This is a genomic window from Variovorax sp. P4_D9 (assembly GCF_056401695.1).
In genome coordinates this window covers 1-4,675 of record NZ_JBFUIU010000688.1, presented here as the reverse complement: position 1 = coordinate 4,675, position 4,675 = coordinate 1, and the positions used below count along the sequence as shown (strand labels likewise).

General features: G+C 71.1%; 3 protein-coding genes. All 3 read left to right on the top strand.

Features of this window, described 5'->3' with window-relative positions; translation table 11 throughout:
- On the top strand, positions 1 to 1,852 hold a 1,852-nt coding region (locus tag AC1DY5_RS42675; RefSeq protein ID WP_478120467.1), incomplete at its 5' end, for an efflux RND transporter permease subunit.
- A gap of 69 nt (positions 1,853 to 1,921) precedes the next feature.
- A complete protein-coding gene (locus AC1DY5_RS42670; protein ID WP_478120466.1) occupies positions 1,922 to 3,139 on the top strand; it encodes an efflux RND transporter periplasmic adaptor subunit in 1,218 nt (405 codons plus the stop codon).
- Between the two features lie 17 nt (positions 3,140 to 3,156).
- On the top strand, positions 3,157 to 4,632 hold the full coding sequence (locus tag AC1DY5_RS42665) for an efflux transporter outer membrane subunit (protein WP_478120468.1): 1,476 nt from the start codon (positions 3,157 to 3,159) through the stop codon (positions 4,630 to 4,632).
- The last annotated feature ends 43 nt before the right edge of the window (positions 4,633 to 4,675 follow it).

Below are 4,675 nucleotides of genomic sequence, written 5' to 3'. Positions count from 1 at the left end.
TTCGGGGGTGGCGAAGTTCCTGTTCGTGCCGCTGGCGATGGCGGTGGTGTTCGCGATGCTGGCCTCCTACCTGCTGTCCCGCACGCTGGTGCCGACGCTGGTGATGCTGCTGATGGGCGGCCAGGCCCACGCCGCGGCAGAGGCCCGGCCCAGCCTGCTGCAGCGCGTCTACCGCCGCTTCGACCGCCGCTTCGAGCGCGTGCGGCGCGCCTACACGCTGGTGCTGTCGGCGCTGCTGGCGAAGCGCGGCCGCTTCATCGCGCTGTTCCTGGGCTTCTGCCTGTTGTCCTGCCTGCTCTACCCGGTGCTCGGGCGCGATTTCTTCCCGGGCGTGGATGCCGGCCAGATCCGGCTGCATATGCGCGCGCCCACCGGCACCCGCATCGAGGAGACCGCCCGGCTGGCCGACGAGGTCGAGGCGGCGATCCGCGAGCTGGTGCCCAAGGACCAGCTCGAGACCATCCTCGACAACCTGGGCGTGCCCAACAGCGGCATCAACCTCTCATACAGCAACGCCGGCACCATCGGCACGCTGGACGGCGAGATCCTGCTGTCGCTGTGCGAAGGCCACCGGCCGACCGAGGAATTCGTCTCGCTGCTGCGGGCCGAGCTGCCGAAGCGCTTCCCGGGCACGGAGTTCTTCTTCCAGCCGGCCGACATCGTCACGCAGATCCTGAACTTCGGCCTGCCGGCCGCCATCGACGTCCAGTTCAGCGGCAACGACATCGCCGGCAACGCGGCGCGCGCGGCCGAGCTGGTGAAGGCGATCCGCAAGATCCCCGGCGCAGTCGACGCCCATGTGCACCAGCGGCTTGACGGCCCCGGCCTCAACCTGCAGATGGACCGCAGCCGGCTGCAGCAGTTCGGACTGACCGCGGCCAACGTCGGCCAGAACGTGCTGATCGCGCTGTCGGGCAGCTCGCAGACGCAGCCGGCCTTCTGGCTCAACCCGCAGAACGGCGTGGTCTACAACATCGCGGTGCAGACGCCCCAGTACGCGGTCGACTCGCTCGACTCGCTGCTCAACCTGCCGGTCGGCGCCGGCGGCAGCGGCGCCGGCGCGCCGCCGCAACTGCTGGGCAACCTAGTGGAAGCGCAGCAGGGCCGGCAGCCCGCCGTGGTCTCGCGCTACAACATCCAGCCGGTCGTCGATGTCTATGTGAGCGTGCAGGGCAGCGACCTGGCGAGCGTGGCCTCGAAGGTGCAGGCGCTGGTCGACGAGATGCGGCCGAAGCTCTCGCGCGGCAGCCAGGTGGCGGTGCGCGGCCAAGTGCAGACCATGCAGAGCTCCTTCATCGGCCTGGGCGTCGGGCTGGCGATGGCGATCGTGCTGGTCTACCTGCTGATCGTGGTCACCTTCCAGTCCTGGCTCGACGCCGCGATCATCATCACCGCCCTGCCCGCGGCGCTGGCCGGCATCGCCTGGATGCTGTTCGTCACGGGCACGACGCTGAGCGTGCCGGCATTGACCGGCGCCATCATGACCATGGGCGTGGCGACCGCCAACAGCATCCTGCTGGTGGCCTTCGCGCGCGAGCGGCTGGCGGCCGGCATCCCGCCGCTGTCGGCGGCGCTCGAAGCCGGCGCCACCCGCATCCGCCCGGTGCTGATGACCGCGCTGGCGATGATCATCGGCATGATTCCGATGGCGCTGGGTCTAGGCGAAGGCGCCGAGCAGAATGCGCCGCTGGGCCGCGCCGTGATCGGCGGCCTGCTGTTCGCGACCGTGTCGACGCTGTTCTTCGTGCCGGCGGTCTACGCCGAGATCCACAGCCGCCGTGCGCACCGCCAGGCGGCGCGCGACGCCGCCGCTGCATCCCATTCGCTCGGGGCCGCGCCCCAGGAGACCTGATTCCATGAACGCAGCGCCGGGCCGCCCCAAGCAAGTTCGCACCGCAGTGCGAAGCACGGAGGTTAGCCAATGACCGAGCAACGCCACGCGGCGCTGGGTATCCATCCGATCGCCGCCGATGAAGAAGGGGCCGCCGACGCGCTGCCTCGCCGGCGCCAGATCGTGCGCAGCACCCGCATCGCGGTGCTGGTCGTGCTGGCGCTGCTGGCGATCGGCGCCGCGCGCACCGTCTATGTCCGCACGGCCAACGCACGCGCACTCGAAGCCGGCACCGCCGAGCGCGCCGCCCAGTACGTCAAGACAGCCCTCCCCCGCACCGCGGGCAGCGGCCAGACGCTGGCCCTGCCGGGCACCCTGCAGGGCTTCACCCAGTCGCCGATCTCGGCCCGTGCCAGCGGCTACCTGAAGCGCTGGACCCGGGACATCGGCAGCCGCGTCGAGAAGGGCGAGCTGCTGGCCGAGATCGAGACGCCCGAGATCGATCAGCAGCTGTCGCAGGCGGTGGCGGCGCGCCAGCAGGCGGCCGCGGCCCTCGAGCTCGCCAAGAGCACGGTGGCCCGCTGGGAAGGGCTGCGCAAGAAGGACGTGGTCTCGCAGCAGGACCTGGACGAGCGCCGCGGCGCCCTGGCGCAGGCCACGGCCAACCTCGCGGCAGCCGATGCCAACGTGCAGCGGCTGCGCCAGACCGAAGGCTTCAAGCGCGTGCTGGCGCCGTTCGCGGGCGTGATCACGCGCCGCAACGTCGACGTCGGCGACCTGATCGATGCCGGCGCCGGCAATGGCGGCCGGGCGTTGTTCCAACTCGCGCAGACCGATCCGCTGCGGGTCTACATCAACGTGCCACAGGCCTACGCCCAGCTCGTCAAAGAAGGCCAGCCGGTGGTGGTGACGCAGTCCGAGCTGCGCGGCCAGAGCTTCAAGGGCGAGGTGGCGCGGACCTCGGGCGCGATCGACGCGGGCACTCGCATGATGCAGGTCGAGGTCGCGCTGCCGAACCGCGAGGGCATCCTGATGCCGGGCGCCTATGTACAGGTCTCGCTGCCGCTGACGCCGAGCCGCACGCTCAGCATTCCGGCCAACGCGCTGCTGTTCCGGGCCGAGGGCACGCGGGTCGCGGTGGTCGACCCCGAGGGCAAGGTGCGCCTGCGCAACGTCAGCCTCGGGCGCAACTACGGCGAGATCGTCGAAGTGATCGACGGCATTTCCGCCAGCGACCGGCTGGTGCTGAACCCCTCGGACTCGCTGGCCGAAGGCGACGTGGTCGCGGTCGCGAAGGAGCCGGCGTGAGCTTGGGCAAACGGTGGATGGTCGGGGCGGCGGCCGTGCTGCTGGCCGGCTGCGTCGCCGGGCCCGACTACCGCAAGCCGGAGGTCGAGGTGCCGGTCAGCTGGCAGCTGGAGCAGCCCTGGCGCCAGGCAGCGCCCAGCGACGCCGAGGCCAAGGGGCCGTGGTGGCGGCGCTTCAATGATCCAACGCTCGACGCGCTGCAGGACAAGGCGCTGGCCAACAGCCCGACCCTGGACCTCGCGAGCGCCCGGCTGGCGCAGGCCCGCGCCGCGCTGGCCGGCAGCGAGGCCGGCCGCTACCCACAGGTGGGCCTGGGCACGCGCGCCTCGCGGCTCAAGATCTCGGCCAATCGGCCGCTCACCAATTACGCCACCAGCAACTTCTCGACGGTCCAGAACGACTTCGCGCTGAACCTGATCGCCAGCTATGAGCTCGACCTCGCGGGCCGGGTGCAGCGATCGGTGGAAAGCGCCAGCGCCTCGGCCGCGCAATCGGCCGCCGACCTCGAGAACACGCGCCTGCTGTTGACCGCGGACCTGGCCTCGAACTACTTCAACCTGCGCGCGACCGATCTGGAACTCGACGTCGTTTCGCGCTCGATCGAGGTCCAGCGCCGGGCGCTGCAGTTCGTCACCGACCGCCATGAAGGCGGCGCCGTGTCGGGCCTTGACGTCGCGCAGCAGCAGGCCCTGCTCGACAACACGCTGACCCAGGTCGACCTGCTGAAGCGGCAGCGCGCGCTGTTCGAGCACGCGATCGCGGCCTTGACCGGAACGCCGGCGCCGAACTTTTCGCTGGCACCCGACATCCAGCCGCTGCAGCCGCCGCCGATCCCGCTGGGCGTGCCCTCGGGCGCGCTCGAGCGCCGGCCCGACGTTGCGGCGGCAGAGCGCGCCATGGCCGCGGCCAATGCGCAGATCGGCGTCGCGACCGCCGCCTTCTACCCGAGCGTCAACCTGCTGCCCGTGGGCGGTGTCGACAGCAGCAGCCTGTCGACCCTGTTCGATGCGCAGAGCGTGCTGTGGTCGATCGGCGTCTCGGCGACGCAGACGATCTTCGACGGCGGCCGCATCCGCGCCAATGTCGACTTCACGCGCGCCGGCTACGAAGGCACCGTGGCCAACTACCGCCGCGTGGTGCTGACCGCGATGCAGGAGGCCGAGGACGGCATCACCGGACTGGCCGCACTGGAGCGCGCCGCGACCCAGTCGCAGACCGCGGTGGAGAGCGCACGCCGGGTGCTCGAGATGTCGGCAAGCCGCTACGAGGGCGGCGCCACCACTTACCTGGACGTCATCACTGCCCAGCAGGCGCTGCTCAACATCGAGCGCCAGTCGGCCCAGCTGGCCGGCCAGCGCATGCTCGGCTCGGTGTTCCTGGTGAAGGCGCTGGGCGGCGACTGGTGCGGCGTCGCGCCGCGCGGCGCCGCCGGCAGCGATGCCGCTAGAACAGACTGCCCTGCCCCGCTGCGCCAGGTGGTCGGAACGCGCTGAGGTCCATGGCGATCCGCTCGCGGTTGAATCCGATCCGGCGGGT

Coding starts and splice junctions, on each gene's coding strand:
- AC1DY5_RS42670 (WP_478120466.1), top strand. CDS start 1,922: ATGACCGAGCAACGCCACGCGGCGCTGGGTATCCATCCGATCGCCGCC.
- AC1DY5_RS42665 (WP_478120468.1), top strand. CDS start 3,157: ATGGTCGGGGCGGCGGCCGTGCTGCTGGCCGGCTGCGTCGCCGGGCCC.